At 71.4% G+C, this 26,417-nt stretch carries 29 protein-coding genes and 1 pseudogene; 17 read left to right on the forward strand and 13 right to left on the reverse strand.

Annotated elements, in window-relative coordinates; all coding sequences use genetic code 11:
* Positions 1–21 precede the first annotated feature (21 nt).
* Positions 22–762, forward strand: a complete 741-nt coding sequence (locus ACWCPN_RS21385) for a hypothetical protein (protein WP_451208374.1) — start codon at positions 22–24, stop codon at positions 760–762.
* On the opposite strand, the gene ACWCPN_RS21390 is transcribed toward ACWCPN_RS21385, so the two are convergent.
* Positions 759–965, reverse strand: a complete 207-nt coding sequence (locus tag ACWCPN_RS21390) for a DUF397 domain-containing protein (RefSeq protein WP_451208376.1) — start codon at positions 963–965, stop codon at positions 759–761. The two genes, ACWCPN_RS21385 and ACWCPN_RS21390, sit on opposite strands and share 4 nt — an antisense overlap.
* Entirely contained in the window at positions 962–1,813 is an 852-nt protein-coding gene (locus tag ACWCPN_RS21395) for a helix-turn-helix domain-containing protein (protein WP_451208378.1), read from the reverse strand. Before ACWCPN_RS21395 ends, ACWCPN_RS21390 begins: the two co-directional genes overlap by 4 nt.
* A gap of 206 nt (positions 1,814–2,019) precedes the next feature.
* Here ACWCPN_RS21395 and ACWCPN_RS21400 point away from each other — a divergent pair, with 206 nt between their 5' ends.
* The 3 genes and pseudogenes from ACWCPN_RS21400 (at position 2,020) to ACWCPN_RS21410 (ending at position 3,191) form a co-directional block, all read left to right on the forward strand.
* Positions 2,020–2,427: an ATP-binding protein gene (locus ACWCPN_RS21400; protein ID WP_451208381.1), complete on the forward strand. Its 408-nt coding sequence runs from the start codon at positions 2,020–2,022 to the stop codon at positions 2,425–2,427.
* A gap of 19 nt (positions 2,428–2,446) precedes the next feature.
* A pseudogene (locus ACWCPN_RS21405) lies at positions 2,447–2,830 on the forward strand (hypothetical protein); the annotation flags it as partial.
* A 34-nt stretch (positions 2,831–2,864) separates the two neighbouring features.
* Positions 2,865–3,191 (forward strand): antibiotic biosynthesis monooxygenase family protein, encoded by a 327-nt coding sequence (locus ACWCPN_RS21410; RefSeq protein WP_199211708.1) that lies wholly within the window; start codon positions 2,865–2,867, stop codon positions 3,189–3,191.
* Between the two features lie 3 nt (positions 3,192–3,194).
* On the opposite strand, the gene ACWCPN_RS21415 is transcribed toward ACWCPN_RS21410, so the two are convergent.
* Together ACWCPN_RS21415 and ACWCPN_RS21420 are read right to left on the reverse strand one after the other, a co-directional pair.
* Positions 3,195–3,719 carry a hypothetical protein gene (locus tag ACWCPN_RS21415; protein ID WP_451208384.1) on the reverse strand — a complete coding sequence of 175 codons (525 nt, stop codon included), beginning with the start codon at positions 3,717–3,719 and terminating at the stop codon, positions 3,195–3,197.
* 153 nt (positions 3,720–3,872) lie between these two features.
* Entirely contained in the window at positions 3,873–4,529 is a 657-nt protein-coding gene (locus tag ACWCPN_RS21420; protein WP_451208387.1) for a class I SAM-dependent DNA methyltransferase, read from the reverse strand.
* A 226-nt stretch (positions 4,530–4,755) separates the two neighbouring features.
* Here ACWCPN_RS21420 and ACWCPN_RS21425 point away from each other — a divergent pair, with 226 nt between their 5' ends.
* From ACWCPN_RS21425 to ACWCPN_RS21460, 8 genes are all read left to right on the forward strand, one after another.
* The gene (locus ACWCPN_RS21425) at positions 4,756–5,988 is read left to right on the forward strand and encodes an amidohydrolase (RefSeq protein WP_451208391.1); all 1,233 of its coding nucleotides are present in this window, start codon (positions 4,756–4,758) and stop codon (positions 5,986–5,988) included.
* A 287-nt stretch (positions 5,989–6,275) separates the two neighbouring features.
* Positions 6,276–7,331: a BMP family lipoprotein gene (locus ACWCPN_RS21430; protein WP_199211712.1), complete on the forward strand. Its 1,056-nt coding sequence runs from the start codon at positions 6,276–6,278 to the stop codon at positions 7,329–7,331.
* A gap of 199 nt (positions 7,332–7,530) precedes the next feature.
* Positions 7,531–9,057 (forward strand): ABC transporter ATP-binding protein, encoded by a 1,527-nt coding sequence (locus tag ACWCPN_RS21435; protein ID WP_392292310.1) that lies wholly within the window; start codon positions 7,531–7,533, stop codon positions 9,055–9,057.
* Positions 9,054–10,181 carry an ABC transporter permease gene (locus tag ACWCPN_RS21440; protein ID WP_365120674.1) on the forward strand — a complete coding sequence of 376 codons (1,128 nt, stop codon included), beginning with the start codon at positions 9,054–9,056 and terminating at the stop codon, positions 10,179–10,181. The genes ACWCPN_RS21435 and ACWCPN_RS21440 overlap by 4 nt, the downstream gene beginning before the upstream one ends.
* Positions 10,181–11,470 (forward strand): ABC transporter permease, encoded by a 1,290-nt coding sequence (locus ACWCPN_RS21445; RefSeq protein WP_451208394.1) that lies wholly within the window; start codon positions 10,181–10,183, stop codon positions 11,468–11,470. Before ACWCPN_RS21440 ends, ACWCPN_RS21445 begins: the two co-directional genes overlap by 1 nt.
* Positions 11,467–11,874 carry a cytidine deaminase gene (locus tag ACWCPN_RS21450; protein WP_451208397.1) on the forward strand — a complete coding sequence of 136 codons (408 nt, stop codon included), beginning with the start codon at positions 11,467–11,469 and terminating at the stop codon, positions 11,872–11,874. The genes ACWCPN_RS21445 and ACWCPN_RS21450 overlap by 4 nt, the downstream gene beginning before the upstream one ends.
* 72 nt (positions 11,875–11,946) lie before the next feature.
* On the forward strand, positions 11,947–13,230 hold the full coding sequence (locus ACWCPN_RS21455) for a thymidine phosphorylase (RefSeq protein WP_451208400.1): 1,284 nt from the start codon (positions 11,947–11,949) through the stop codon (positions 13,228–13,230).
* A 119-nt stretch (positions 13,231–13,349) separates the two neighbouring features.
* Positions 13,350–13,934, forward strand: a complete 585-nt coding sequence (locus ACWCPN_RS21460) for a Uma2 family endonuclease (protein WP_451208402.1) — start codon at positions 13,350–13,352, stop codon at positions 13,932–13,934.
* A 7-nt stretch (positions 13,935–13,941) separates the two neighbouring features.
* Here the strand turns inward: ACWCPN_RS21460 and ACWCPN_RS21465 are convergent, their stop codons facing one another.
* On the reverse strand, positions 13,942–14,862 hold the full coding sequence (locus ACWCPN_RS21465) for an AEC family transporter (protein ID WP_365120661.1): 921 nt from the start codon (positions 14,860–14,862) through the stop codon (positions 13,942–13,944).
* Between the two features lie 74 nt (positions 14,863–14,936).
* On the opposite strand from ACWCPN_RS21465, the gene ACWCPN_RS21470 reads away from it, so the two are divergent.
* Positions 14,937–15,323 carry an STAS domain-containing protein gene (locus ACWCPN_RS21470; RefSeq protein ID WP_199211715.1) on the forward strand — a complete coding sequence of 129 codons (387 nt, stop codon included), beginning with the start codon at positions 14,937–14,939 and terminating at the stop codon, positions 15,321–15,323.
* Here the strand turns inward: ACWCPN_RS21470 and ACWCPN_RS21475 are convergent.
* A complete protein-coding gene (locus ACWCPN_RS21475) occupies positions 15,207–16,220 on the reverse strand; it encodes a sigma-70 family RNA polymerase sigma factor (RefSeq protein ID WP_451208407.1) in 1,014 nt (337 codons plus the stop codon). The genes ACWCPN_RS21470 and ACWCPN_RS21475 overlap by 117 nt on opposite strands.
* 176 nt (positions 16,221–16,396) lie before the next feature.
* Positions 16,397–17,686 carry an MFS transporter gene (locus tag ACWCPN_RS21480; protein ID WP_451208410.1) on the reverse strand — a complete coding sequence of 430 codons (1,290 nt, stop codon included), beginning with the start codon at positions 17,684–17,686 and terminating at the stop codon, positions 16,397–16,399.
* A gap of 119 nt (positions 17,687–17,805) precedes the next feature.
* On the opposite strand from ACWCPN_RS21480, the gene ACWCPN_RS21485 reads away from it, so the two are divergent.
* Positions 17,806–18,699: a LysR family transcriptional regulator gene (locus tag ACWCPN_RS21485; RefSeq protein WP_392292073.1), complete on the forward strand. Its 894-nt coding sequence runs from the start codon at positions 17,806–17,808 to the stop codon at positions 18,697–18,699.
* A 26-nt stretch (positions 18,700–18,725) separates the two neighbouring features.
* Here the strand turns inward: ACWCPN_RS21485 and ACWCPN_RS21490 are convergent, their stop codons facing one another.
* Entirely contained in the window at positions 18,726–19,487 is a 762-nt protein-coding gene (locus ACWCPN_RS21490) for an alpha/beta hydrolase (RefSeq protein ID WP_199211719.1), read from the reverse strand.
* Positions 19,488–19,618: 131 nt separating this feature from the next.
* Here ACWCPN_RS21490 and ACWCPN_RS21495 point away from each other — a divergent pair, with 131 nt between their 5' ends.
* Both ACWCPN_RS21495 and ACWCPN_RS21500 read left to right on the forward strand, forming a co-directional pair.
* Complete coding sequence (locus tag ACWCPN_RS21495) at positions 19,619–20,794, forward strand: adenosine deaminase (protein ID WP_451208413.1); 1,176 nt, start codon at positions 19,619–19,621, stop codon at positions 20,792–20,794.
* A gap of 151 nt (positions 20,795–20,945) precedes the next feature.
* Positions 20,946–21,278 carry an ATP-binding protein gene (locus tag ACWCPN_RS21500; RefSeq protein ID WP_392292074.1) on the forward strand — a complete coding sequence of 111 codons (333 nt, stop codon included), beginning with the start codon at positions 20,946–20,948 and terminating at the stop codon, positions 21,276–21,278.
* 91 nt (positions 21,279–21,369) lie between these two features.
* Here ACWCPN_RS21500 and ACWCPN_RS21505 read toward each other — a convergent pair whose 3' ends face one another.
* From ACWCPN_RS21505 to afsQ1, 5 genes are all read right to left on the reverse strand, one after another.
* Positions 21,370–21,573: a PspC domain-containing protein gene (locus ACWCPN_RS21505; protein ID WP_199213633.1), complete on the reverse strand. Its 204-nt coding sequence runs from the start codon at positions 21,571–21,573 to the stop codon at positions 21,370–21,372.
* A 91-nt stretch (positions 21,574–21,664) separates the two neighbouring features.
* The gene (locus ACWCPN_RS21510) at positions 21,665–22,225 is read right to left on the reverse strand and encodes a VanZ family protein (protein ID WP_451208417.1); all 561 of its coding nucleotides are present in this window, start codon (positions 22,223–22,225) and stop codon (positions 21,665–21,667) included.
* A 93-nt stretch (positions 22,226–22,318) separates the two neighbouring features.
* Positions 22,319–22,957: a hypothetical protein gene (locus ACWCPN_RS21515; protein WP_451208420.1), complete on the reverse strand. Its 639-nt coding sequence runs from the start codon at positions 22,955–22,957 to the stop codon at positions 22,319–22,321.
* Positions 22,954–24,546, reverse strand: a complete 1,593-nt coding sequence (locus ACWCPN_RS21520) for an ATP-binding protein (RefSeq protein ID WP_392292077.1) — start codon at positions 24,544–24,546, stop codon at positions 22,954–22,956. The genes ACWCPN_RS21515 and ACWCPN_RS21520 overlap by 4 nt, the downstream gene beginning before the upstream one ends.
* Positions 24,543–25,220 (reverse strand): two-component system response regulator AfsQ1, encoded by a 678-nt coding sequence (gene afsQ1 / locus ACWCPN_RS21525; RefSeq protein ID WP_199211724.1) that lies wholly within the window; start codon positions 25,218–25,220, stop codon positions 24,543–24,545. Before afsQ1 ends, ACWCPN_RS21520 begins: the two co-directional genes overlap by 4 nt.
* 283 nt (positions 25,221–25,503) lie before the next feature.
* Here afsQ1 and ACWCPN_RS21530 point away from each other — a divergent pair, with 283 nt between their 5' ends.
* Positions 25,504–26,277, forward strand: coding sequence for a SigE family RNA polymerase sigma factor (locus tag ACWCPN_RS21530; protein WP_365120629.1), 774 nt, complete (start codon positions 25,504–25,506; stop codon positions 26,275–26,277).
* Positions 26,278–26,417 lie beyond the last annotated feature (140 nt).

Raw genomic sequence — 26,417 nt, forward strand, 5'->3', positions numbered from 1 at the left:
AACCTCGCCGGGGTGATGGAGATGCTCGACCTTTCCTCCGCGCTGTCCGATGTTCCGCCCCGCCGGGGCCGGGCTTCCTGGCCCCGTCACGAGTACGTCAAGGGCTGGGGCGTCTTCGGGCTGCCCTTCGACTCGGGACACGTCCTCGCCCTGCGCGTCTTCCCGGAGAACTGCTTCGGCCCCTACCGCACACTGTGGCACCGCGACCCGAGCGGCAGCTGGTCGATCCATGTCGACGGGCCACGGCTGGACACCGCATGCCCCAGGTACTACGGCGCCGCCTGCGATCACACCGGCCACGCCCGGATCACGGTCACGTGGACGGGCCCTGCCACTTTGCGGGTGACGATGGACTCCCCCGCCGTGGACTGGACCCTCACCGCGTCGGCGACACGACTCCTCGGCCTGCTCAACGGCATCAGCGGGGCGCTGCCACTCGCCACCTGGCGCCCTCGGCCGCTGGTGAGGGCTCGCGAGCGCATGGCCCGCGCGCTGGGGCTGGGGGAGATCCGGCTGTCCGGCACGATGCCGAGCGGTCACACCGGAACGCTCATGCCTCAGCGGATGTACTTCGTCGACGACTCGCACGCCGTGATCGACGGTGTCGACCTCGGGCGCCCGGCCCGGCTCACGGAGAACCCGCGCATCGGTGACGTACCCCTGCCGGCGCGCGGTGTGCTGGCCATCGGCCAGGCCGCCTGGGAGATCCTCGACCCGGCGGAGTACGAACGCACCCGGAGGGAGACCGCCCGGGATCTCTAGCGGGGCCGTTCACCCTTCACCGTCTCGATGAAGGGGCTGAAGGCTTCGGGCGTGAAGGTGAGGGTGCCTGCCGACGGGTCCTTGGAGTCGCGGACGCCTATTCGGGCGGGGGAGGCGGCGATCTCGACGCACGCGTTGCCGTCACCGCTGCCTGAGTAGGACGACTTCCGCCAGTTGGCCTGGGGCGTCACCGTGTACCTCACAGTTCCTGGGCAATTCTCCGGATGAGGTCACGCGACCGGGCGGGGTCGAGTGACGCGCCCTCAACTCTACGGAAGAGTGTTCGGAAGACGCCGAGCTGTGCTTCGGAGTCGATGAGCAGGGCACCATGGGGCCCGTCGCGTACCACCGTGTCCAGCTTGGGTACCGAGCCACCGGCGTACACCATCGCGGCTGTGATGTCGGCGAAGTCGTCCAACTCGAAGGGGATGACCCGGACGGTCACATGGGTCGCCTCGGAGAGTTCGAGAATGCGGGCGAGTTGAGCCCGGGAGACCGAACGCCCGCCCACCCTGATGCGCAGGGCGGCCTCGTGCACCAGGACCGTGTACGGGACTGGTTCCTCCTGCTCGATGATGGCGCGCCGCCGCATCCGGTGGCGCACGCGCAGGTCCAGTTCTTCCTGCGGCAGCTCCGGCACCCGGCGGGAGAACAGGGCGCGGGCGTAGTCCTCGGTCTGGAGCAGTCCCGGGACGTGCAGGAAGTCGACGTCCCACCGGTAAGAGGCGTGGAACTCCAGCTCTGAGAGATCCAGAAACGAGGTGGGCAACAGCCCGCGGTACTCCTCCCACCAGCCTCGCGTCCGATCAGTGGCCAGCGCGACCAAAGCGTCGACGTGCTGCTCGTCCGTGCAGGCGTAATGGGATGCGAGGCGACGCAGTCGCTTCTCGCTGACGCCTGCGAGTGCGGACTCGATGTGAGTGATCTGCGGGGCACTGACTCCGAGCAGCGCTGCTGCTTCCCGAGCGTTGAGGCCCGAGGCCTCGCGGAGTCTGCGCAGTTCAGTTGCCAAGCGCAGCTGCCGTGCCGTTGGTTCACGCCTCAGCGCCATCGGTCGCTCCCTGGTCCAACGCGCCTTCAGGCGCGACTCGTTCGGAGTCAGGTTACGCGATCCGCTTGCGAAACATGAATCAATAGACCTACGTTCAGTGACGCATCGCATACATAGCGGAAGCGCACCGCGTCGTCCTGCCATGGCGACCGCGGCATTGCCACCGCGTGCCCTTGGACCCCTCACCTCACCGGAGTGGATGAGTCATGCCCGAATCCTGGGACTACACCCTCTACATCCCCAACGACCTCAGAGCGGTGACGATCTCCCGCCGCACGCTGCGTCTGATCCTGACGATGCACGGCCTGATCGGTCTGGTGGACACGGCTGAACTCCTGGCCACGGAGCTGGTGTCGAACGCGGTACGGCACACGAAGGGGCCGGCCGCGCTGCGGGTGCGCCGCTCGGTGGAGGGGGTGGTGTGGATCGGCGCGTGGGACACGGATCCTGGCCCGCCGGAGCCGTTCCGGCCGCTGGAGGAGGTGGCCGGGCTGGGGGAGGGGGGCCGGGGTCTGGCGCTGGTCAGGGCGTGTGCGGATGTGTGGGGTTGGCAGCCGTCGGCGAGGTTCGGGAACCGGGGGAAGTTCGTGTGGTGCGAACTCGCGGCGGCCTAGCTCGTTGATCACGTCGGCAGACAGCCTGGCCACCGCCCTACGGACCATCGATGACGAAACCGCCGCGGTCTTCGTGCAGTTCGTCGACTCCTGCCTGGCCGACCCCCAGGCGAAGCAGATGTGGAGGGACCTGATGACAGCGACTCAGTACTTCTGGCGCCACCCGCTGGCCGAACAGGTACGCGCAGAAGGCCGCGAGGAAGGCCGCGAGGAAGGCCGCGAGGAGGGAAGGGTCGAGGCCAAGGCCGAGATGATCCTCCACATGCTGCAGTGGCGCGGCATCGAGGTGCCCGACACCGTCCGCGAACAGGTGAACGCCTGCACCGACCTGAACCAGCTCGAAGTCTGGGCCCAGCGCGCGATGCATGCCAAGGACGCGGCAGAGTTGTTCGCCGGGGAGTGAGCGGGCGGCGCGGGCCCGGGGCAGGATAGGCGGCATGAGCGTAGTGAAGATCAACGTGCTGTCCGTGCCGGCCGAGCAGCGGGAGACGCTGGAGAAGCGGTTCGCGTCGCGGGCCCACGCCGTGGAGAACTCCGACGGGTTCGAGTGGTTCGAGCTGCTGCGGCCGGTCGAGGGCACCGACCAGTACCTCGTCTACACCCGCTGGCGGGACGAGGCGTCCTTCCAGGCCTGGATGGAGGGGCCGATGAAGTCGGCCCACCAGGGCGGCGGCGAGGGTGGCGAGAAGCCGAGGCCCGCCGCCTCCGGGTCCACCCTGTGGTCCTTCGAGGTCGTCCAGCAGGCCGAGCCCAAGGGCGCCTGACAGTCAGAGCGATCCAGTCGCCGCCGTCGGAGGCTCCTCCCGCGGCGGCGCTCCCCGGCCGATGGTCATCGACCAGCGCACCGATGACGGGGCCTCGACGGAGGCGACGCCGGCGGCCTGGGCGCCGGTGACGTTCACCTGGTTGTAGACGGTGCCGGGCCGGTCGGTGCGGCACTCCAGCGGGAAGGTGACGTGGACGGGGCGCACGGCGATCTTCATGCGTCCCGGGCCCTGGCAGCGCACCGCGAGGATCAGGGCGTCGCCCTTCCCGCCCTTGCCGTAGGCGATGCTCGCGTTCCCGGTGGTCGCCCCCAGGCGGCCGGCCAGGGTCTCGTCGGCGTCCAGCTCCGGGGGCCTCTGGAGCGCCGGGACCGCGCTGCTGTGCGGTGCAGCCGATGCCGATGCCGATGCCGATGCCGCTGACGGACCCTGCCTGGACGCGTGGCCGTGATCCGCGGTGCAGCCCGTGAGCGGGACGAGCAGCACCGTGCACGCGATGCTCAGGCCCGTGAAGGTCCGGACGGACATGTCAGCTCCCCAGGTAGCGGCCGGGTGGCGGCCGGTGGCTGACGGGATCATGGCAGCGCTGAGGTGCGGACCGGGGGCTTCCGGAGGTTCTCTGAGCAACATGTGAGGTTGGCCGGGGCAGGCCCCGACGCGGTCCCGGCGAGCCCCGCGGGCTCACTCCGGCCGGCGCGCCAGCAGGAAGGCGCGCGGGCGGGTCTCCTCCTCCTGGGGCTCTCGGACCAGCGTGGCCACGATCTCCAGGCCCGCCCCCGTGAGCATGGACCTCATCTGCTCCGGCGTGCGCCAGTAGTACCGCAGGTCGATCTCGTGGCCGAAGCGTTCGGTCAGGTGGAGGCCGCCGGGCTCGGGGCCGCTCTGGAAGGCGAGCAGGACGTGGCCGCCGGGGACCAGGGCGCGGTGGAAGCCGGCGAAGGCGGCCGGGAGGTGGTCGTCCGGGACGTGGATGGTGGAGTAGAGGGCGAGGATGCCGCCCAGCGTGGCGGCCGGGAGGTCCAGCGACGTCATGGAGCCCACGTGGAAGCGCAGCTCCGGGTGGGCCTCGCGGGCCAGGGACACCATCGCGGGGGAGACGTCCACGCCGAAGACGGGGACGCCCAGGCCGTGCAGGAGCGCGGCGACGCCGCCGGGGCCGCTGCCGAGGTCGGCGACGGGGGCGGGCCCGTTCGCCGTGACCAGCTCGGCGAAGGCGTTGACCAGCGTGCGTTCGAGAGGGTGGGACAGGCCGTGCGGATGGCGCGACGCGTAGTCCTTGGCGATCGCGTCGTAGGAGGAGCCGGTGGTCTGCAGGAAGTCCGCGTTCGAGTCGCTCACGGCGCCGCACCCTATCGGCGGGGACTGCGTCCGCTCAGCGGACTGGGAGAGCGTGAGTACCGTGATGCGTGGTATGCGTGGAGGAAGGAAACAGAGGTTTTACCCACCGAAGTCCGCCGCCATGCGTCCGCCGGTCCGATTTTCTTCCCCTAACGGGCTGAACTTTTGTTGATCCGGGGTCAGTTGGCCGGTCGGGCGTCCTACCCTTCAGAGGGTGAAGCAATTGATGTCCCGAGAGTCCGATGCCGAACTGCCCGGAGACGTGCTCCCCGGCGTGCTCAGCGAGTCCCTGCACGCCGAACTGGTCGCCTTCCGCCGCGACCTGCACATGCACCCCGAGCTGGGCAACCAGGAGTTCCGTACGACCGCCGCGATCAAGGAGCGGCTGGAGCAGGCCGGGCTCCGGCCCCGCGTCCTCGCCACCGGAACCGGACTGATCTGTGACATCGGGATCGCCGAGGGGCACGAGGCGGAACGGCCCGCCCCGCCGCTGCTCGCCCTGCGCGCCGACATCGACGCCCTGCCCATCCCCGACACCAAGGCAGACTGCCCGTACCGGTCCACCGTGCCCGACCGGGCGCACGCCTGCGGCCACGACGTGCACACCACCGTCGTGCTCGGCGCCGGGCTCGTCCTCGCCGACCTGCACGCCAAGGGGCTGCTGTCCCGCCCGGTGCGGCTGGTCTTCCAGCCCGCCGAGGAGGTGCTGCCCGGCGGCGCGCTCGGCGCGATCGCGGACGGGGCGCTCGACGGGGTCGGCCGGATGCTCGCCGTGCACTGCGACCCCAAGGTCGAGGCCGGCCGGATCGGTCTGCGGCACGGGCCCATCACCAGCGCCTGCGACCGGCTGGAAGTCGCCCTCGACGGGCCCGGCGGCCACACCGCCCGGCCGCACCTGACCACCGACCTGGTGACGGCGGCCGCCCGCGTCGCCGTCGACGTGCCCGCGCTGGTCGCCCGGCGTGTCGACACCCGCGCCGGTCTGGCCCTGACCTGGGGCCGGATCGAATCGGGCCACGCCCCGAACGTCGTGCCGCAGCACGCCGAGCTCTCCGGCACCGTGCGCTGCCTGGACCTGGACGCCTGGCGGGACGCGCCGGACATCGTGCACGCGGCCATCGACGAGATCGCCACGCTGCACCGCGCCAAGTCGGAGATCAACTACGTGCGGGGCGTGCCGCCGGTGGTCAACGACCGGGAGTCCACCGAGCTGCTGCGCCGGTCGATGGTGGCCCGGCGCGGTATGGAGTCGGTCGAGAGCACGGAGCAGAGCCTCGGCGGCGAGGACTTCTCCTGGTACCTGGAGAACGTGCCCGGCGCCATGGCCCGGCTGGGCGTGCGCGCCCCCGGGGACCGCATGGTCCGGGACCTGCACCAGGGCGACTTCGACGCCGACGAGTACGCCATCACGGTCGGCGTGGAGCTGTTCACGGCCGCCGCGCTGCTCGACGACGTGTAGCCGGCCCGGCTCCGAAGGGCGGCCCGAGACGGCCGGGCCGCCCCGGGGCAACACACTCGTAAGCCAGCTGTGCACTGTGCGCAACAGGGGCGTGAGAGGTCCGGTACGCCGAGTTCAGGCGGTGTTTGCCTCGAATAGATAACGGCTTCGCGAGGGGGTTTTTTGCGACATCTACGCGCGTTACGATGCCGCGAAGCCGACGCCGTCGGGGCGTCTCGGCTCGAGCACCGATCCGGTGCTCACATCAAGCGCCGACAGGCGCTCAGGTCAGGTGAAGGAGCCTTCCCGTGCGCCGGGTAGCCAAGCTTTCCGCTGCGTGTGCCGCCACCGCAGCTCTCGCACTCACTGCCACCGCGTGTGGCAGCACCTCTTCCGACAACGAGAAGTCGTCGTCCTCCTCCGGTGACGGCAAGGGCGTCAAGATCGGTCTCGCCTTCGACGTCGGCGGCCGTGGCGACCGTTCCTTCAACGACTCCGCCGCGCGCGGTGCCGACAAGGCGAAGAAGGAGTTCGGCGGCGAGATCAAGGAGCTGACCGCGAAGACCTCGGACACCGAGGCCGACCGCGAGCAGCGTCTGTCGGACATGGCCGAGGCCGGGTACAGCCCGATCATCGGTGTCGGTTACGCGTACGCCGCCTCGATGACCAAGGTCGCGGCGAAGTACCCGAAGACGAGCTTCGGCATCGTCGACTCGGTGGTGGACGCCAAGAACGTCGACAGCATCACCTTCACCGAGGAGCAGGGCTCCTACCTGGCCGGTGTCGCGGCCGCGCTGAAGACGAAGAAGGACCACGTCGGCTTCATCGGTGGCGTCGACGTCCCGCTGATCAAGAAGTTCGAGGCGGGCTACGTCCAGGGCGTCAAGGACACCAACTCCAAGATCAAGGTCGACACCCAGTACCTGAGCCACGGCTCGGACACCTCCGGCTTCGCCAGCCCCGACAAGGGCAAGGAAGCCGCGCAGGGCATGCTGGACAACGGCGCCGACGTGATCTACTCGGCGGCCGGCTCCTCCGGCAACGGCGCGATCGAGGCCGTCAACGGCGTCAAGGGCGCCTGGGCGATCGGCGTGGACTCGGACCAGTACAGCATCCCGGGTCTGGCCAAGTACAAGAACTCGATCCTGACCTCGATGGTCAAGAACGTCGACCTCGGTGTCTACGACTTCGTCAAGTCCGTGCACGGCGGCAAGCCGCTGACCGGCACCAACACCTACTCGCTGAGCAAGGACGGCGTCTCGCTGTCCACCAGCGGCGGCTTCATCGACGACATCCAGGCGAAGCTGGACGCGGCGAAGAAGAAGATCGTCGACGGCTCCGTCAAGGTCAAGACCACTCCGTGACCTGACGGGTCCCGTGGGACCTGGGCTCGGCGCGGGGGCGGCTTCCGCAGCTCCCCGCCGAGCCATAACAATGTGTCAACTCTACGCGTGTAGCATCGAGTTGCCGCGCTAGCGTCGCCGACGCCTGCCCTCCCCCCGCAGCCCCTTTCCCCGAGGAGAGTGCGCCATCAACGCGTCCAGCCCTCCCGCTGCCGTCGAACTGCGCGGCATCACCAAGCGTTTCCCCGGCGTCGTCGCCAACCGCGACATCGACATCACGGTCCGCACGGGCACCGTACACGCCCTCTGCGGTGAGAACGGCGCCGGCAAGTCCACCCTGATGAAGATCCTCTACGGCATGCAGCAGCCGGACGAGGGCACCATCAAGGTCAACGGTGAACCGGTCACCTTCAGCAACCCCGGCGACGCCATCGCCCGCGGCATCGGCATGGTGCACCAGCACTTCATGCTCGCCGACAACCTCACCGTCCTCGAGAACGTCGTCCTCGGCGCGGAGAAACTCCACGGCATCGGCGGCAGGGCGCGCACGAAGATCAAGGAGATCTCCGACGCGTACGGCCTCGGCGTACGGCCCGACGTCCTGGTGGAGGCGCTCGGCGTCGCCGACCGTCAGCGCGTGGAGATCCTCAAGGTCCTCTACCGCGGCGCCCGGACCCTCATCCTGGACGAGCCGACCGCCGTGCTCGTGCCGCAGGAGGTCGACGCCCTCTTCGACAACCTCCGCGAGCTCAAGGCCGAGGGCCTCACGGTCATCTTCATCTCCCACAAGCTGGGCGAGGTGCTCTCCGTCGCCGACGAGATCACCGTCATCCGGCGCGGCACCACGGTCGGCACGGCCGAGCCGCGCAGCACCACCTCCAAGCAGCTCGCCGAGATGATGGTCGGCAGCGAGCTGCCGACGCCGGAGACGGAGGAGTCCACCGTCACGGACGTCCCCCTGCTCACGGTGGACAAGCTGCACCTGGCCCAGACCGACCTGGACGGCGTCGAGCGGATCATCCTCGACGAGATCTCCTTCACCATCCACAAGGGCGAGGTCCTCGGCATCGCCGGTGTGGAGGGCAACGGCCAGTCCGAGCTGGTCGAAGCGATCATGGGCATGCGCAACCCGGACGCCGGCGTGGTCACGCTGGACGGCGACGACATCTCCCACACACCCACCCGCCGCCGCCGTGAGGCCGGCGTCGGCTACATCCCCGAGGACCGCCACCGCCACGGCCTCCTCCTCGAGGCGCCGCTGTGGGAGAACCGCATCCTCGGCCACGTCACCGAGCGCCCCAACTCGCGCGGCGGACTGCTCGACATCAAGGCCGCCCGGAGCGACACCGAGCGCATAGTCCGCGACTACGACGTCCGCACGCCCGGTATCGAGGTGACCGCCGCCTCGCTGTCCGGCGGCAACCAGCAGAAGCTGATCGTCGGCCGCGAGATGAGCCACGCCCCCAAGCTGCTCATCGCCGCCCACCCCACCCGCGGCGTGGACGTCGGCGCGCAGGCGGCCATCTGGGACCACATCCGGCAGGCCCGTCGCGCGGGCCTGGCCGTGCTGCTGATCTCCGCCGACCTGGACGAGCTCATCGGGCTCTCCGACACCCTGCGGGTGATGTACCGGGGCCGTCTGGTCGCCGACGCCGACCCCGCCACCATCACCCCCGAGGAGCTGGGCTCCGCCATGACGGGTGCGGCCTCCGGCCACCTGGAGCACACAGAGGACGACGCGCGATGAAGAAGCTGACCTCACGGATCGACAAGGAGCGGGTGCTCCTCGGGATCGCGGCGCCGCTGCTGGCGATCGTCGCCGCGCTCGTCGTCACCACCCTGGTGATCCTCGCCACCGGCAAGAACCCGGGCGACGCCTTCAGCGACATGGTGACCTACGGCTTCGCCAGCGACAGCCAGGTCTACATCCTGAACAAGGCGACGACCTACTACCTCGCGGGTGTCGCGGTGGCCATCGGCTTCCGCATGAACCTGTTCAACATCGGTGTCGACGGCCAGTACCGGCTCGCCGCGTTCATCGCGGCCGTCCTCGGCGGCGCGCTGACCGTGCCCGGCTGGATCGCGATCCCCCTGATCATCATCTGCGCGATGGCGACCGGTGCCCTGTGGGCGGCCATCGCCGGCGTGCTCAAGGTGACCCGCGGCGTCAGCGAGGTCATCTCGACGATCATGCTCAACTCGATCGCCACCGCGATCATCGCCTACCTGCTGCAGCCGGGGAAGCTCGGCCAGCTCGACCAGGCGGGCACGCTGGTCTCCACCAAGCCGCTGCCGTCGTCCTCGTACTTCTTCAGCATCGACACCGGCCCGGCCGGCGTCCTGTGGGGCTTCGTCGTCATCGCCGTGATCGTGGGCATCGGCTACTGGTTCGTGCTCGGCCGCACCCGGTTCGGCTTCGACCTGCGCACCGTCGGCCAGTCCGACACCGCCGCCGCCGCGAGCGGCGTCGGCGTGAAGAAGATGGTCGCCACCAGCATGATCATCTCGGGTGCGGTGGCCGGTCTGATCGGCATGCCGACCCTGCTCAACGACAGCCACCAGTTCAGCAACGACTTCCCGGCGGGCATCGGCTTCACCGGCATCGCCATCGCGCTGCTCGGCCGCAACAGCCCGATCGGCATCGCGCTCGGCGCCCTCCTGTGGGGCTTCCTGGAGCGCACCACCAACCACCTGGAGTTCCAGGGCTACGACAAGGAGATCCTCGGCGTGATCCAGGGCGTCATCGTCCTGTGCGTCGTGATCGCCTACGAGGTCGTCCGCCGCTACGGCCTCAAGCGCCAGCAGCAGCGGGTCGGCGCCGAACTCGCCGCCCAGGCCGCCGCCCCGACGATGAAGCAGGAGGTGGCGTGATGACTGCCACGATGACCGACGCGCCGCCGCCCGCGGCGCCCAAGGCGGAGGGCGCGGCCGGCAAGCGCTCGGGCCGGTCGCTCGGCCAGATCCTCATGATCGTCGCGGGCGCGCTGCTCCTCGTGGCCGCGGTCCGCGTCATCACCGGCGCCGACCAGCTCACCTCCGAAGGACAGGTCGGTGCCGCCCTCGGCCTCGCCGTGCCCATCGGCCTCGCCGGTCTGGCCGGTCTGTGGTCCGAGCGGGCCGGTGTGGTCAACATCGGCCTCGAGGGCATGATGATCCTCGGCACCTTCGGCGCCGGCTGGGTCGGCTGGCAGACCAACCCCTGGCTGGGCCTGCTGTGCGGCATCGGCTTCGGTGTCCTCGGCGGCCTGGTGCACGCCGTCGCCACCATCACCTTCGGCGTCGACCACATCGTCTCCGGTGTCGCGGTCAACCTGCTCGCGCTCGGCGCCACCCAGTACCTCGCCAAGCTCTTCTTCGCCGAGGGCAAGCCGGCCGAGGCGGGCGGCAACCCCAAGCAGTCCCCGCCCGTGGACTCGCTGCCGCACGTCACCGTGCCGGGCCTGTCCGACGCCCTGCAGACGGTCCAGAACCACCACTGGTTCCTCGTCTCCGACCTCGCGGGCATCGTCGGCGGTCTGATCACCGACCTGTCCGTGGTGACGATCCTGGCCGTGCTGCTGTTCGTCGGAAGCTGGTGGCTGCTCTGGCGTACCTCGTTCGGTCTGCGGCTGCGCTCCTGCGGCGAGAACCCGGTCGCCGCCGAGTCGCTCGGCGTCAACGTCTACCAGTACAAGTACATGGCCGTGGCCGTCTCCGGCGGTCTCGCCGGCCTCGGCGGCGCGTTCCTCGCCCTGGTCACCTCCCACACCTACCTGGAGGGCCAGACCGGCGGACGCGGCTACATCGGCCTCGCGGCGATGATCTTCGGCAACTGGCGGCCGGGCGGTCTGGCCATGGGCGCCGGCCTGTTCGGCTACTCCGACGCGCTGCAGCTGCGCAACGGCGGCACGACCGTGCACGCGCTGCTGCTCCTGCTGGTCGTCCTGCTCGTCGTCCTGGCCGGCTGGAAGCTGTACCGATCCGCCGTCTGGCAGGGCGCGATCAGCCTGATCGTGGGCGGCCTCGTGCTGGCCTGGTACCTGCTCACCGACGAGGTCCCGAGCGACTTCGTCGGCGCCACGCCGTACGTCGTGACGCTGCTGGTGCTCTCGCTCTCCGCCCAGCGGCTGCGCATGCCCAAGGCGGACGGCATGCGGTACCGGAAGGGACAGGGCAAGTGACCGCCACGCCGGGCGCCGGCTTCGACTGGGAGCCGCTGCGCACCGAGGCGCGGGAGGCCATGACCCACGCCTACGTCCCCTACTCGGGCTACCCGGTCGGCGCGGCCGCCCTGGTCGACGACGGACGCACGGTGACCGGCTGCAACGTCGAGAACGCCTCCTACGGTCTCGGCCTGTGCGCCGAGTGCGGGCTCGTCTCGCAGCTCCAGCGCACCGGCGGCGGCCGCCTCACGCACTTCACCTGCGTGGACGGCGAGGGCGCCCTGCTCGTGCCGTGCGGCCGCTGCCGCCAGCTCCTCCACGAGTTCGGCGGCCCCGGCCTGCTGCTGGACACCCCCGAGGGCGTCCTCCCGCTCTCCGAGATGCTGCCCCAGGCCTTCGGTCCGGGCCATCTCTCCAAGTAACTCCCCGTGCGGCCCCCCTGACCAGATCAGGGGGGCCGTGCACTTCGCACCTCCCGGAAGGAAGCCATAGCCATGGCCATGGACGCCATCTCCGTCATCCGCGCCAAGCGGGACCGCGGTGAGCTGACCGACGAGCAGATCGACTGGGTCATCGACGCGTACACCCGCGGCGAGGTCGCCGACGAGCAGATGTCGTCGCTCGCGATGGCGATCCTGCTGAACGGGATGAACCGCCGGGAGATCGCCCGCTGGACCGCGGCCATGATCGCCTCCGGCGAGCGCATGGACTTCTCCTCCCTGTCCCGCCCGACCGCCGACAAGCACTCCACCGGCGGCGTCGGCGACAAGATCACCCTCCCGCTGGCGCCGCTCGTCGCGGCCTGCGGCGCGGCCGTCCCGCAGCTCTCCGGCCGCGGCCTCGGCCACACCGGCGGCACCCTGGACAAGCTGGAGTCGATCCCCGGCTGGCGCGCGCTGCTGTCCAACGAGGAGATGCTGCACGTCCTCGACACCACCGGCGCGGTCATCTGCGCGGCCGGCGACGGCCTGGCCCCCGCCGACAAGAAGCTGTACGCGCTGCGGGACGTGACCGGCACCGTCGAGGCGATCCCGCTGATCGCGTCCTCCATCATGTCCAAGAAGATCGCCGAGGGCACCGGCTCCCTGGTCCTGGACGTGAAGGTGGGCTCCGGCGCCTTCATGAAGACGATCGAGGACGCCCGTGAGCTGGCCTCCACGATGGTCGGCCTCGGCACCGACCACGGGGTGCGCACGGTCGCCCTGCTGACCGACATGTCCACCCCGCTCGGCCTCACCGCCGGAAACGCGCTCGAGGTCCGCGAGTCGGTCGAGGTCCTGGCGGGCGGCGGCCCGGCGGACGTGGTCGAGCTGACCGTCGCCCTGGCCCGCGAGATGCTCGACGCGGCCGGCATCAAGGACGCCGACCCGGCGAAGGCGCTGGCCGACGGCTCGGCGATGGACGTGTGGCGCCGCATGATCGCGGCCCAGGGCGGCGACCCGGACGCGGTGCTGCCCACGTCCAGGGAGCAGCACGTCATCAGGGCGTCCGCCTCGGGCGTCCTGACCCGGCTGGACGCCTACGGCATCGGTGTCGCCGCCTGGCGCCTCGGCGCGGGCCGGGCCCGCAAGGAGGACCCGGTGCAGGCGGCGGCGGGCGTGGAGATGCACGCCAAGCCGGGTGACACGGTGACCGAGGGCCAGCCGCTGCTGACCCTGCACACGGACACCCCCGAGCGCTTCGAGTACGCGCTCCAGGCGGTGGAGGGCTCGTACGACATCGCGGCCCCGGGCACGGCCTTCACGCCGTCGCCGGTGGTGCTGGAGCGCATCGCCTGACCAGGGCCCGTGGCCGGAGGCCGCGGAGGCCACAGCCCTTTCGGGCGAACGGGATCGGTGGATCGCCACCGGTCCCGTTCGGCATGCTGGGATCGGTGACGCACCGATAGGAGACCGCCGTGAGCGCACTCACCGTCAGCCAGGACCCCGACCAGAACTGGGACGACCTCGTCCGGTACTGGGAGGAGATGGAGTGGCCCGAGGGCAGCAAGGTGGAGATCATCGAGGGGATCATCACCGTGTCACCTGTTCCCGCCCTCCGTCACAACGTCATCGCGGAACGGATTCAGCGTCGCCTGTACTCCGTGATCCCCGACGAGTGGGGGATCTACCAGACACTGGCCATCGCAGTGCCGTCTCGACTGGGGATGCTCATCCCGGACCTTGTGGTCGCCCCGTTGCCCGAGTGCATGGAATCGGACACCCACGTACCGGCCGCCCTGGCGGAACTGGTCGTGGAGGTGACCTCCAAGTCCAGCGCACGTCACGACCGCATCAGCAAGCCTGCCGCTTGCGCGTCCGCAGGCATCCCGCTGTACCTCCTCGTCGACCGCTGGGCGCCCGGCGGTCCGACGGCGACGCTCTACGGAGAACCGAAGGGCGAGGTCTACCGAGTCCTCCAAGCCGTGAAGTTCGGAGATCCCATCCGGCTGCCGGATCCGTTCGGCATCACCATCGACACCGGCGAGTTCCCCGTCGACTGACGCGCCCTCACCCCAGGACCGTCGCCACTCCCACCAGTACCGGCACCGAGACGACCGTCGACAGCAGTACCGACTCCCGGGCCAGCGTCTCGGCGACCCGGTAGCGGCTGGCGTAGGTGAACAGGTTCTGGGCGGCCGGCAGGGCCGAGGTGACCACCACGTCCAGCAGGGGCGCGCCGTGCAGACCGAAGACGCCGCGGGCCAGCGCCCAGGCCACCAGCGGCTGGCCCACCGACTTCAGCGCCACCGACAGCAGGACCAGCCGGCGGTCGAGCCCCCGGCCGGGGGCCGCGCTGCCGCGCAGGGACATGCCGAAGACCAGCAGCGCCGCCGGGACCGACATGTCGCCGATCATGGCCAGCGGCTGCATGACCGGACCCGGGACCTTCCAGCCCGCGGCCGACACCACCACACCGGTGAGCGAGCCCACCGCGATCGGATTGCGCAGCGGGGTCAGCAGTCGCTGCCACACCGTTCCCTTGTCACCCGTGCCGGTCAGGTCCAGGACGGTCAGGGCGACCGGCGTCACGATGACGACCTGGAACAGCAGCACCGGGGCCACCAGGGACGCGTCGCCCAGGACGTAGGCGGCGATCGGGATGCCGAGGTTGCCCGAGTTGACGTACCCCGCGCACAGGGCGCCGATCGTCGTACGGCCCACCCCCCAGTGCCGCAGCGCGCCCACCGCCACGAAGGCCGCCGACACCGCGGCCGTGCTCAGAGCCGTCACCAGCAGGCGGCTGGAGAACAGTACGGAGAGATCGGCCCGGGCCAGCGTGTGGAACAGCAGGGCCGGTCCGGCCACCGAGAAGGCGAGCCGGGTCAGTACGTCACGGCCCGGCTCACCGAGGGTGCCGCGCCACCCGAGCACGTAGCCCACCCCGATGACGACCGCGATCACCGCGAACCCGCTCAGCACCCCCGTCACGGCCCCAACCCTCCGCCGGGGCGCGGCGGCCGGTCAATGTGATCTCCGTCCGGGCGTGTCGACGGCGGCCCGCGATGAGTTGTGCGCGCACCGCGGGTCTACCGCACGTGGACACCGACACCCCCGCCGTGCTCGTACTGCCCGGACCCCTCACCCGCGCCGAGGTGGCCGGGCTCTGCGCCGAAGTGCGGGCGCTGCTGGAGGGCGGCGGACCCGCGGTCGTGGTGTGCGACGTGGCCGGGCTCGGACCGCCGGGGCTCCACAGCGTGGACGTGCTGGCCCGGCTGGAGCTCGCCGCCCGCCGGGCCGGCGGGCGGATACGGCTGCGCGACCCGGACCCCGCGCTACACGCCCTCCTCGACCTGGTCGGGCTCCGCTTCCAGGTGGAGGGGCAGATCGAAGAGCGGGAACCAGCGCGCGGTGTCGAGGAAGCAGTGGAAACCGGTGATCCGGCCGTCTGACACCTCCAGCACCTGCACCGCCCAGGGCGTGAAGCCGCCCTTCTCCTCGTCCGGCTTGTAGTGCGCGAACCCCGGCAGGCCGTTCGCCCGCACCGGCAGCAGCCGGGAGCCCGCGCAGGACGCGCCCAGGGTGGTCATGAAGCCGGTGATGTCGGCGGGGCCGCGCAGCCACAGGTCGAACGGCGGCATCGTCATGACGGCGTCCTCGTGCAGCAGCGCGGTCAGCGCCGTCATGTCGTAGCCCTCGAAGGCCTTCACGTAGCGGTCGAGCAGTCTTCGCTGCTCCTCGTCGAGCGGGTCGGACACCGCCCCCGCGGCGGCGCCGGAGTCGCGCTCGGCGAGCGTCGCCCGGGCCCGCTGCAGGGCGCTGTTGACGGAGGCGACGGTGGTGCCCAGCAGTTCGGCGACCTCGCTCGCCCGCCAGGCCAGCACCTCGCGCAGGATCAGCACCGCCCGCTGCTTGGGCGGAAGCTGCTGCAGGGCCGCCATGAACGCCAGCCGCACCGACTCCTTGGCGACGGCCGCCTCGGCCGGGTCCTCCACCGTCGGCAGCACGCGCGCGTCCGGCATCGGCTCCAGCCAGGTGTTGTCCGGACGGGGGGAGAGCGCCGCCCGCGCGAGGGGCGTCGAATCGGTCAGGTCCATCGGCCGGGCCCGCTTGTTGCCCGCCGTCAGCATGTCCAGGCACACGTTCGTGGCGATCCGGTACAGCCACGAGCGCAGGGAGGAGCGGCCCTCGAACTTGTCGTAGCTCCGCCAGGCCCGCACCAGCGTGTCCTGCACCGCGTCCTCGGCCTCGAAGGAGGATCCGAGCATCCGGTAGCAGTACCCGGTCAGCTCGGTCCGGTACTTCTCCAGAGCCGTGTCGAGGTCCGTCGTCGCCGTTCCGCTGCCCATCGTGCACCCACCCCTGTGGCCGTCCCCGTGCGCGCCATCGCGCCCCAGCACTTCGGAAGCTACCGCAGCCCACTGACAATGGCGCCCGGAGCGCGAAAAAGCCCTGCGGGGACCGGCCTCTTCACACCGACGGGCGGGCACCGCGGCCGGTGCCCGCCCGTCGTACGCGTGCCGTCTCAGTGCGCCGGCACCGGCTCCCGCCGGGCCGCCACCCGGGCCGCCCGGGACCCGAGGACGGTGATGCTCACGACGCCGAGGACCGCGAGGACACCGACACCGACCGTGCCCGCCCAGCCGGCGGCGTGGAACGCCGTCGCGCCGACCGTGCTGCCCGCGCTGGAACCGATGTAGTACGCGGACTGGTACAGGGCGGAGGCCTGGGCGCGGCCGTGCTCGGCCGTCCGGCTGACCGCCGAGGAGGCGACCGCGTGCCCCGCGAAGAAGCCCGCCGTGATGAGCACCAGACCCAGCAGGACCAGCGGCAGGGAGGGCACCAGGGACAGCAGCAGACCCGCCGCCGTCGTACCGCCCGCCAGGTACAGCGCGCCCCGGCGGCCGAGCCGGCCCACCAGACGGCCCGCCGTCGACGCCGACACCGTACCGACGAGGTACACCAGGAAGATCGAGCCGACGACGCCCTGCGGCAGGGAGAACGGCGCCTCGGTCAGCCGGTAGCCGATCACCGTGTACACGCCGCCGAACACCGTCATGAACAGCGCGCCGATCGCGTACAGCCGGCGCAGCAGCGGGTCGGCGAGGTGGCCGCGCACCGTGCCCAGCAGCACCCGCGGGCGCAGCGAGCCCGCCGCGAAGTGCCTCGGGGCCGGCAGCAGCAGCCGGAAGGCCACCGCGCAGGCCACCGCGACCGCGCCGATCACACCGACGGCGACCCGCCAGCCCCATTCCTGCGCGACCCAGCCGGTGATGACCCGGCCGCTCATCCCGCCGACGCTGTTGCCCGCAACGAACAGACCGATCGCCGTGACCAGCGCCTTCGGCCGGACCTCCTCGGCCAGGTACGCCGTGGCCGAGGCCGGCAGGCCGGCCAGCGCCGCGCCCTGCACCGCCCGCAGCACCACCAGCGCGCCGATCGACGGCGCGAAGGGCACCAGCAGGCCCACGCCCACCGCGACCGCCAGCGAGGCCGTCATCACGGTACGGCGGCCGAAGCGCTCCGACAGGGCGCTCATCGGCAGCACGAACAGCGCCAGACCGCCGGTCGCGGCCGCCACCGTCCAGCTCGCCTCGCTCGCCGCGACCCCGAACTCACCGGAGATGAGCGGCAGCAGGGCCTGGGTGGAGTAGAGCAGGGCGAAGGTCGCGACACCGGCGAGGAAGAGGGCGAAGCTCATCCGGCGGTAGCCGGGGCCGCCCGGAGCCATGCGGGAGTCGGTCGCGGAGTCGGAGGAGGGGACGGGCGTGACGGCGTCCAGGGTGGCGGACGCCCCGGTACTGGCGGGAGACATGCTTCGACGCTATGCACGGCCCACTGATCCGTCCAATGCATGGAATCGTCATAATCGTTCCCGTGGAGCATGAGCAGAGGTCACAGGGTCAGCTGTCATCGTTCAGTGACACGGAAGACATGGCGCTGTTGCTCGCGCCGCGCCTCGCGTACTTCGCCGGGGTCGCCCGCACCGAGCACGTCACCCGGGCCGCGCACGAGATGAACGTCCCCCAGTCCACGCTCTCCCGGGCCATGGTCCGGCTGGAGCAGGACCTGGGCGTCGGCCTGTTCGCCCGGCACGGCCGCACCGTCTCCCTCACCACCGCGGGCCGCACCTTCCTCGCCTCCGTCGAGCGCGCCCTCGCCGAGGTCGAGCGCGCCGCCGAGGAGGTCCGCGCCGACGCCGACCCGGCCACCGGCAAGGTCGCCTTCGGCTTCCTGCACACCATGGGCGCCGAGACCGTGCCCGGCCTGCTGCACGCCTTCCGCGCCGACCACCCACGCGTCCGCTTCAGCCTCGTCCAGAACTACGGCGAGGCGATGCTGGAGCGGCTGCGCGCGGGCGAACTGGACCTCTGCCTGACCTCCCCGGTGCCGGACGCCCCCGACCTGGTCGCCCGCCGCCTGGACGAACAGAAGCTGCGCCTGGTCGTACCGGCGGAGCACCGCCTGGCCGGCCGCCGCCGCATCCGGCTGGCCGAGGCGTCCGAGGAAACCTTTGTCACCCTGGAGCCGGGCTACGGCCTGCGCCGCATCACCGACGACCTGTGCCGCGAGGCCGGCTTCAAGCCCCGCATCGCCTTCGAGGGCGAGGAGGCGGAGACCCTCAGGGGCCTGGTCGCGGCGGGCCTCGGGGTCGCCCTGCTGCCGCCCCCGACGGTGCCGCGCCCGGGAGTGGTGGAACTGACGGTCACCGCCCCGCGCGCGGCCCGGGAGATCGGCGTCGCCTGGCTGGCCGACCGCCCGGACACCCCACCGGTGGCGGCCTTCAAGAAGTTCCTCCTGTCCAGGAGGGGGAGCCTGCTTCCCTAGGGGGCGTCTCCCCGGGGAGCCCGGCCCTACCGTCGCAGCGACTTGCCGAACCCCGCCGCCAGCGGCATCCGCAGTCCGATCGGCGGGGGAGCGGCCAGGGCGTCCTCCACCGGACGGGACACCGAGTGCCCGAACAGGGCGCCCATCACGAAGTCCACGGCGAGGGACCGGACTTCCTCCCGGTACTGGTGCAACGTGTGTCCGTCGGTGTGCACTTCGAACCGGCACACGTTCCGGTTCGCCTTCTTCGCCCGCTCCGCCAGGCGGAACGACAGCTCCGGGTCGGTGCGCTCGTCGTTCGTGCCGTGCACGATCAGCACCCGCCGCCCCGCGAGCTGCTTCACCGGCTCGGCCGGCGCGGCCACGTCCTCCTCGGGCAGCCAGGGGGCGAGCGCGACGACGGAGTTCACCGCCTCGTGGCCGCCCGCCCGCAGCGCCGCACGACCGCCCATGTCCAGGCCCACCAGGCACACCGGCACGTCCCCGTACCGGCGTACGACCTCGTCGGCGGCCCACCGCGCGTCCGCCGCCAGATGCGCCTCGCTGCCGTTCCAGCCGCGGTACCGGTAGTGCACGGTGTGCACGGCCAGCCCCTCCTCCCGGCCCGCGCGGGCGAACCGGCGGCCAAGGGAACGGACGAGGGCCGTCGCCCATACGGGGGACGGCCTGCGGTCGGAGATCTCCTCCCCGCCGGGGAGCAGCAGCACCGCTCCGCTCACCGCCGTCGGCTCCGGCCCGACCGCCTTTCCCAGTCCGGCCGTTCGGACCGGCGTCGCTTGCTGTCCCATGACAGAACAGTGTCAGAAGCCGTGGTGTACGAAACCCGTCCGGGCGGTCACCGTTGCGTATCGGCGGAAAACCTGTGGTGTCTCCCGGCATACCGGGGGTGCTCTACGCGCGTAGGAGTTAGAGTGCGGAAATGACGAGCCAGACTGCACCGACTGGGACCGTCCCGGCCCACGTTCCGACGCCGGACCAGATCCGACGGGCGCCCAAGGTTCTGCTGCACGACCATCTCGACGGCGGGCTGCGCCCCGGCACCGTCGTCGAACTCGCCCAGGCCACCGGGTACTCCGAACTGCCCGAGACCGACCCCGACAAACTGGGCCTCTGGTTCCGCGAGGCCGCCGACTCCGGTTCGCTGGAGCGGTACCTGGAGACCTTCTCGCACACCGTCGGCGTGATGCAGACCCGGGACGCGCTGGTCCGGGTCGCCCGCGAGTGCGCCGAGGACCTCGCCGAGGACGGCGTCGTCTACGCCGAGGTGCGCTACGCGCCCGAGCAGCACCTCGCCGCCGGGCTGAGCCTCGAAGAGGTCGTCGAGGCGGTCAACGAGGGCTTCCGGCAGGGGGAGCGGCTGGCCCGGGAGAGCGGCCACCGCATCCGGGTCGGCGCCCTGCTGACCGCCATGCGGCACGCCGCCCGCGCCCTGGAGATCGCCGAACTCGCCAACCGCTACCGCGACATGGGGGTCGTCGGCTTCGACATCGCCGGTGCCGAGGCCGGTTACCCGCCCACCCGGCACCTGGACGCCTTCGAGTACCTGAAGCGGGAGAACAACCACTTCACCATCCACGCCGGCGAGGCCTTCGGGCTGCCCTCCATCTGGCAGGCGCTGCAGTGGTGCGGCGCCGACCGGCTCGGGCACGGGGTGCGGATCATCGACGACATCGAGGTGGGGGAGGACGGCTCGGTACGGCTCGGGCGACTTGCCTCCTACGTCCGCGACAAGCGCATCCCGCTGGAGCTGTGCCCCAGTTCCAACCTGCAGACCGGGGCCGCGTCCTCCTACACCGAGCACCCGATCGGGCTGCTGCGGCGGCTGCACTTCAGGGCGACGGTGAACACGGACAACCGGCTGATGTCGCACACCAGCATGAGCCGGGAATTCGAGCACCTCGTCGAGGCGTTCGGTTACACGCTCGACGACCTCCAGTGGTTCTCCGTCAATGCGATGAAATCAGCGTTCATTCCTTTCGATGAACGACTCGCGATGATCAATGACGTGATCAAGCCTGGATATGCAGAGTTGAAGTCCGAATGGCTGTTCCAGCAAACCGCTTCCACCAGTGGTTCTTCCGGTTCGGAAGGCTGACGACGGGGAAATCGGCCGCCGAAATGCGAACGTCCCTTCACAAGCCGTACGCATTTCGGTGTTTGCGGCGGGCCGCGCGGGATGTCTACGGTCGTGGAACCGCTCAGATCTTTTGCGATCACCCGTCTCCGTATTCAAGGACGCATTTAACATGAAGCAGTCTGCTGCCAAGACCCTCGGTGTCGCCGCTCTCGGTGCCGCTTTCGCGGCCGTGGGTGCGGGCGCCGCCGAGGCGGCCCCGGCCGCTCCGGTCGCCCCGCAGGCCCTGGACTCCGTCACCACCGCGCTGCCCGCCCAGAACGTCGGCCAGGCGCTCGCCCAGGGGCAGGGCGCGCTGGGCACCGGGGGCACCACCGCGCAGCCGGTCGTCGGCAACGTCCTCGCCGGCGGGCCGACCGCGCCGCTCGCCGGGCTGCTCGGCGGACTGCCGCTCCAGAGCATGCCCACCCAGGGCGTCGCGGTGAACGGTCTGCCGATCGGCTGACACCCGCCGAACGACGCCGTCGGCGAGCCCCGGAACCTTCCCGGGGCACGCCGACGGCGTTCGCGTGCGCGGGCGTCCCGCGCACCGGGGCTCACCAGGTGGCGGCGCGCGCCTTGTCCTCGGCCGGGAGCAGGATCCACAGCGCTATGTAGAGCAGGAACTGCGGGCCGGGCAGCAGGCAGGACACCAGGAAGACGACCCGCATCGTCGTCGCCGAGGTGCCGAAGCGGCGGGCCAGCGCGGCGCACACTCCGCCGATCATGCGGCCGTGGGTGGGGCGGGCGAGGCTGGACATCTGCGGCTCCTTGTGGACGTCGGACGAGGCGGTCCGGTCGGCTGCCTCAACGATGTCCACGGTACGGAGACGAACGGGGCGAAGCGTCGCTCTACGGTGCGATCCCGACCCTGGGAATCGTCGGGGTACGTCCCTGAGCCAGGTCCTCCTGGACGGTGACCTGCCCGGTCGCGCCGGCCGCCCGCCCGGCCCGGCGGCGCAGCCGGGCCCGGCCGGCCGGGACCACGGCCAGGTGGGCCAGGGCCACGCCCACGGTGTTCAGCAGCAGCGAGTCGACGTCCACGACCCGGCCGGGCACACCGGTCTGCAGCAGGGCGATGCCGGTGGAGACCAGGGCGCCCGCCGCGGTCGTCCGCACCAGCGAGGCGAGCGGCGACACGGCGAGCCTGCCGTGGGCCGCGGGCAGCAGCACACCGAGCGGCGCCAGCAGCACCAGCCCCTCGGCGATGCGTCTGGCCGCCCGGGCCCCGCCCAGCGCCAGATCGGCCCGGATGCCGGCCAGCGGACGCAGGTTGGCGGGCATCACCCAGGGGACGTCCAGGGGCCGCAGCATCAGCCAGGCGACGAGCCCGAGATGGGCGACGAGGAGGACACCCCCCGCCACACGGATACGGATCGCGGCGTTGCCGCCGATGGAGCCTTGACGCTGCACGACCCCCAAGACGCACCCCTGTGCACAATCGGTTCCGCAGCGGTCACGGGGACGCGTGCGAGGCGTCCGCCACATCCGGACGCCGCCGGCCGCTCAGGCCGCGGTGACCTCGCTCGACGGCGGGTCCGTGCTGCCCGGGCGGTCGCGGACGGTGTCGGTGCACTCGTAGCGGCGCAGCGGGGCGGGGGCCGGGCCGCCCAGGATCACCGAGCCGTCGCCCTCCGTCGCCGCCGAGTCGGACAGCGTGCACACGATCTGGGCGAGGGCGTAGGAGGTGAGCCGGGCCGGGGTGGTGCTCAGCCGCAGCGTGTCCTCCGGGTCCTTGCGGCCGGGTCCGGCCACACCCAGTCCGCCGGGCACGTGTGTGGTGTAGCCCGCCGACTTCTCCGTGGACGAGGGGGACGCGGCGAGCTGGTCCAGCAGTCCCTGGGCCACGATGACCCGGCGCCGCGCGTCCGGGGTGCCCTCCGGGACGGGCACGGTGCGGTCCACGGCGACCAGGGAGGCCCCGCAGAGCAGGAACACCTGTACCGGCACGCCGTGCGCGGACTGGGTCGTCACATCGGGCGCGGACAGCGAGCACGGCACCCGGGAGGGCGCCGCGCCGAAGTCCGTCGGCACCTCGGTGGGCCGGATCCCGCACCCGGCGACCACCGTGGTCAGGAGGGATGCCGCGAGCAGACGTCGTACGGTCCGGGCCGCCGGCGCGGTCCGTTCGGTCCGTGCGGTCATGATCCCTCCTTCCCGGTGGTGTGCTGGTGCTGGGCCTTGTCGTCCTCGGTGTCGCCGTCGTCCTCCGCCGTCAGCCGGGAGGCGTCCCGCGGCAGCCGCAGTGTGAACACCGCGCCGCCCTCCGGTGAGTTGGCGGCGGTGATGCCGCCTCCGTGGATGTGGGCGTTCTCCATCGCGATGGACAGGCCCAGGCCGCTGCCCTCGGAGCGCGGCCGGGAGGCGCTGGCCTTGTAGAACCGGTCGAAGACGTGCGGCAGGACGTCCTCGGGGATGCCGGGCCCGTGGTCGCGCACCGCGATGACGAGGTCGTCGCCGTCGATCCGCACCGACACCCGGACCGGCGAGCCGCCGTGCTTGAGGGCGTTGCCGATCAGGTTGGCCAGTATGACGTCCAGGCGGCGCGGGTCCAGCCGGGCGTGGCGTCCGCGCTCGGCGTCCAGCTCGACCGCGTCCAGCCAGGCGCGGGCGTCGATGCAGGCGGTGATCTGGTCGGCGATGTCCACGTCGTCCAGGACCAGCCGGGCGGTGCCCGCGTCGAAGCGGGTCACCTCCATCAGGTTCTCGACCAGGTCGTTGAGCCGCCGGGTCTCGCTGACCACGAGCCGTACGGCGGGCTCGATCATCGGGTCGATGCTCCCGGCGTCGGCGTCCAGCTCCTCCTCCAGCACCTCCGTGACGGCGGTGATGGCGGTCAGCGGGGTCCGCAGCTCATGGCTCATGTCCGCCACGAAGCGGCGCGAGGACTCGTCCCGGGCGGCCATGTCGGCGACCCGTTTCTCCAGCGCCTCGGCCGCGTTGTTGAACGTCCGTGACAGGTCGGCCAGTTCGTCGGTGCCGGACACGCTGAGCCGGGTGTCCAGCCGGCCCTCGCCGAGCCGCCGGGCGGCCACCCCGAGCCGGTGCACCGGCTTCAGCACGGTCGTGGCGGCGGCCTGCGCGAGCAGCGCGGAGCCGATCAGGGCCAGACCGGTCGCGATCCCCAGCGACCAGGCCAGCGAGTTCAGGTCCTTGGCCTCCGGCTCCAGCGACTTGGCCAGGTAGCCCGTGGGCCCGCCGCCGGCCAGCCGCGCGCCGGCCACCAGGTAGGGCGTGCCGTGGTCGTCGACCCGCTGCCAGTACAGGTGGTACGGCGCCTTGTTGCCGTCGGTCACCTTCTGCCGCTTGTTCACCGCCGCGCGCAGCGAGGCCGGCACGTCCTCGAGCGAGAAGCCGTTGATCCCGCCCGAGGTGCCGTACACCGTCTTGCCGTGCGTGTCCTCGGCGACCAGCAGCACGCTGAAGCGCTGGCTGCTGCCGGCCATCTGGCCCGCCGCGCGCTGGAGTTCGTCCTGGGTGGGGCGGGCGGGCAGCGCGCCCGCCCGGTTCTGCATCTCCTGCTGGAAGTCGCGCAGCACCGCGTCCTGCGCGCGCGTCAGCACGGCCTCGCGGTTCAGCCAGTACGCGATGCCCGACGCCGACACCGCGGCGGTGAGCGCGACCAGCGCGAAGACCACGACCAGCCGCAGTCTGAGACTGGTGAACCGCAGCCGCGACACACTTCCCTCACGCCCCGCGGCCCGGCCGCGCGGCCCCCCTTGCGTGTCGGTCACTGAGGACTGTCCAGGCGGTAGCCGACACCACGGACGGTACGGATCAGGGTCGGGGAGGACGGCACGTCCTCCACCTTGGCGCGCAGCCGCTGCACACACGCGTCCACCAGGCGCGAGTCGCCCAGGTAGTCGTGCTCCCACACCAGCCGCAGCAGCTGCTGCCGGGAGAGCGCCTGACCGGGCCGCCGGCTCAGCTCCAGCAGCAGCCGCAGCTCGGTCGGGGTGAGCTGGAGGTCCTCGCCGTTCTTGGTCACGGTCATCGCGGAGCGGTCGATGACGAGGCTGCCGAAGGTCGCCGAGTCGCTGGACTCGCGCTCCCCGCGCCGCAGCACGGCCCGGATCCGGGCGTCCAGCACCCGGCCCTGGACGGGCTTCACGACGTAGTCGTCGGCGCCGGACTCCAGTCCGACCACCACGTCGATGTCATCGCTGCGGGCGGTCAGCAGGATGATCGGGAGCTGGTCGGTGCGCCGGATGCGCCGGCACACCTCGAACCCGTCGATGCCGGGCAGCATCACGTCCAGCACGATCAGATCCGGCCGCTGCTCGCGCAGCAGCTTCAGACCGTCCTCACCGCTGGCAGCGGTCGCCACCCGGTGTCCCTGGCGCGTCAGGGAGAGCTCCAGGGCCGTGCGGATGGCGTCGTCGTCCTCGATCAGCAACAGGGAAGGCACGGGCTCATTCTGGCCCATGGACGGGGTGCGGATCGACCGGTGGGACGCAGATCGCGGTGCCGGGGGCCCGGCGGCGGCCCGTTCGGGTCCCGGCCGGACCCGGCGGGACCGTCCCGCCCCCTCCCGCGCGGCCCCGCTGACACGCCCCGGCCCGGCCCCTGTGACAGGTCTGTGACAGTCGGCGGACACGGCCATGAAGGTCACTCGGCAAGCTTTTCGGCACAGGCAAGGAAGCACGACCGAGCAGGCCGGGGCACCGGAAGTCCACGACGGGGAGCGCGAGATGAACACGCTGCACAGCATCAGCACCAGCGCAGTGGTCACGCGTCTGCACGACGTGCACCGGGGCCCGGAGAAGTCCGGTGCCGATGGGGGTCCCTCCCGCGCGAGCTCGTTCGAGCGTGGGGGAGGGCGGGGGTGCGCTCGCGGTACCGGGCGTCAGCACACCGGTTACATGACGGTGGTTGACGCGCACACGGGGGAGACGCACGGGGGACCGGCGTACGGGGAGGAACCGGGGGAGCGTCGCTCGCTGACCGAGGCGGAGTTCACCGCCTACGTCCAGGAGCGCCGCGCCTCCCTGTACGCCACCGCCTACCACCTGACCGGCGACCGTTTCGAGGCCGAGGACCTGCTGCAGAGCGCGCTGTTCTCGACGTACCGGGCGTGGGAGCGGATCAGCGACAAGGCGGCGGTCGGCGGCTATCTGCGCCGCACCATGACCAACCTGCACATCAGTGCCTGGCGGCGCCGCAAGCTCAACGAGTACCCGACCGAGGAGCTGCCGGAGACGCCCGGCGACACGGACGCGATGCGCGGCACCGAACTGCGCGCGGTCCTGTGGCAGGCGCTGGCCCGGCTGCCCGAACTCCAGCGCACCATGCTGGTCCTGCGCTACTACGAGGGCCGCACGGACCCGGAGATCGCGGAGATCCTCGGCATCAGTGTCGGCACGGTGAAGTCGAGCATCTGGCGCTCCCTGCGCCGGCTGCGCGAGGACGAGGTCCTCAGCTTCGGCCGTGACGAGGAGAACGCCTTCGGCGAGCTGGTCGCCTGAGGTCAGGGGGGGAGCAACGGGGGAACGGGGGACCACTGGGGGGTGGAACCCACGGGGGATCACGGGGGATCACGGGGGAGTGAAAAGGAGCGGGACTGGCGGGCCACCGGCCCGTCCAGTCCCGCCTCGCGTTCCGCGCG

The sequence above is a fragment of the Streptomyces sp. NPDC002386 genome, from assembly GCF_053593175.1.

Bases quoted from the DNA above. Each gene is read 5' to 3' on its own strand.
- ACWCPN_RS21505 (WP_199213633.1), bottom strand. From the start codon at position 21,573: ATGTCCAGCCTCGCCCGCCCCACCCACGGCCGCATGATCGGCGGAGTG.
- ACWCPN_RS21480 (WP_451208410.1), bottom strand. From the start codon at position 17,686: ATGTCTCCCGCCAGTACCGGGGCGTCCGCCACCCTGGACGCCGTCACG.
- ACWCPN_RS21475 (WP_451208407.1), bottom strand. From the start codon at position 16,220: ATGGGCAGCGGAACGGCGACGACGGACCTCGACACGGCTCTGGAGAAG.
- ACWCPN_RS21515 (WP_451208420.1), bottom strand. From the start codon at position 22,957: ATGACCGCACGGACCGAACGGACCGCGCCGGCGGCCCGGACCGTACGA.
- ACWCPN_RS21490 (WP_199211719.1), bottom strand. From the start codon at position 19,487: ATGGGACAGCAAGCGACGCCGGTCCGAACGGCCGGACTGGGAAAGGCG.
- ACWCPN_RS21440 (WP_365120674.1), top strand. From the start codon at position 9,054: ATGAAGAAGCTGACCTCACGGATCGACAAGGAGCGGGTGCTCCTCGGG.
- ACWCPN_RS21470 (WP_199211715.1), top strand. From the start codon at position 14,937: ATGAGTTGTGCGCGCACCGCGGGTCTACCGCACGTGGACACCGACACC.
- ACWCPN_RS21415 (WP_451208384.1), bottom strand. From the start codon at position 3,719: ATGTCCGTCCGGACCTTCACGGGCCTGAGCATCGCGTGCACGGTGCTG.
- ACWCPN_RS21455 (WP_451208400.1), top strand. From the start codon at position 11,947: ATGGCCATGGACGCCATCTCCGTCATCCGCGCCAAGCGGGACCGCGGT.
- ACWCPN_RS21385 (WP_451208374.1), top strand. From the start codon at position 22: ATGCTCGACCTTTCCTCCGCGCTGTCCGATGTTCCGCCCCGCCGGGGC.
- ACWCPN_RS21395 (WP_451208378.1), bottom strand. From the start codon at position 1,813: ATGGCGCTGAGGCGTGAACCAACGGCACGGCAGCTGCGCTTGGCAACT.
- ACWCPN_RS21500 (WP_392292074.1), top strand. From the start codon at position 20,946: ATGAAGCAGTCTGCTGCCAAGACCCTCGGTGTCGCCGCTCTCGGTGCC.
- ACWCPN_RS21530 (WP_365120629.1), top strand. From the start codon at position 25,504: ATGAACACGCTGCACAGCATCAGCACCAGCGCAGTGGTCACGCGTCTG.
- ACWCPN_RS21485 (WP_392292073.1), top strand. From the start codon at position 17,806: ATGGCGCTGTTGCTCGCGCCGCGCCTCGCGTACTTCGCCGGGGTCGCC.
- ACWCPN_RS21425 (WP_451208391.1), top strand. From the start codon at position 4,756: ATGTCCCGAGAGTCCGATGCCGAACTGCCCGGAGACGTGCTCCCCGGC.
- ACWCPN_RS21495 (WP_451208413.1), top strand. From the start codon at position 19,619: ATGACGAGCCAGACTGCACCGACTGGGACCGTCCCGGCCCACGTTCCG.
- ACWCPN_RS21445 (WP_451208394.1), top strand. From the start codon at position 10,181: ATGACTGCCACGATGACCGACGCGCCGCCGCCCGCGGCGCCCAAGGCG.
- ACWCPN_RS21400 (WP_451208381.1), top strand. From the start codon at position 2,020: ATGCCCGAATCCTGGGACTACACCCTCTACATCCCCAACGACCTCAGA.
- ACWCPN_RS21410 (WP_199211708.1), top strand. From the start codon at position 2,865: ATGAGCGTAGTGAAGATCAACGTGCTGTCCGTGCCGGCCGAGCAGCGG.